The sequence below is a fragment of the Streptomyces bullii genome, assembly GCF_042657145.1.
Taxonomy (GTDB): domain Bacteria; phylum Actinomycetota; class Actinomycetes; order Streptomycetales; family Streptomycetaceae; genus Streptomyces; species Streptomyces bullii.
Window position 1 is genome coordinate 1 of sequence record NZ_JBHSNY010000044.1, and the last position, 902, is coordinate 902.

Sequence of the window (902 nt, forward strand, 5' to 3'; positions counted from 1 at the left end):
AGGGGTCCTTGCAGAATGATCTTCCTGTGGCACGGTGGAGATGGAAGTGATTCCGTCTTTGTGGGAGTGGCCCGTGGCACGGCGGAAGCCGTGGGAGATCAGTGACGAGCTGTGGGCGGTGATCGAGCCACTGCTGCCGAAGCATGAGCGGCGGTTCCGGCATCCGGGGCGCAAGCGGATCGATGACCGCAAGACCCTGCAGGGTGTGCTGTTCGTCCTCTACACCGGCATCCAGTGGGAGTACCTGCCGCAGGAGTTGGGGTTCGGTTCCGGTCCTACCTGCTGGCGGCGGTTGGCCGAGTGGCAGGAGGCCGGGGTGTGGGAGGAACTTCAGCGGGTGCTGCTGGACCGGTTGCGGGCGGCGGACCGCCTGGATTTCTCCCGCGTCGCCGTTGACGCTTCCCATGTGCAGGCCAAGCGGGGGCGAAGCAGCCCAAAAGTCGGTCCGAGTCCGGTTGACCGTGCACGGCCGGGCTCGAAGCATCACGTGCTGACGGAGGCGCACGGTATCCCGCTGCGGGTGTCGTTGACGGGCGGGCACCGCAACGACGTCACGCAGCTCCTGCCGCTGGTCGACGGGGTGCCGCCGGTGCGGGGCAAGCGGGGCCGGCCTCGGTGCAAGCCCCGGGCGTTGTATGCCGACCGCGGCTACGACCATGACAGCTACCGTCGTCGGCTGCGTGAGCGCGGCATCGTTCCGAAGATCGCCCGGCGCGGACAGCCACATGGCTCGGGCCTGGGCCGTGTGCGTTGGGTTGCCGAGTCGGCCATCGCCTGGCTCCACGGCCCTCGCCGCTTACGGACCCGCTGGGAAACCCGAGACGACATGCACGACGCGTTCCTCCAGCTCGCCCACTGCATGACCCTCGCCCGCAAGATCCCAGCATTCTGAAAGGACCCCT

Annotated in this window: 1 protein-coding gene; it reads left to right on the forward strand. The window is 68.0% G+C overall.

Annotated elements, in window-relative coordinates; genetic code table 11:
- Window positions 1-40: 40 nt before the first annotated feature.
- Window positions 41-892 (forward strand): IS5 family transposase, encoded by an 852-nt coding sequence (locus tag ACFPZJ_RS39790; RefSeq protein WP_381031969.1) that lies wholly within the window; start codon window positions 41-43, stop codon window positions 890-892.
- Window positions 893-902: the final 10 nt, after the last annotated feature.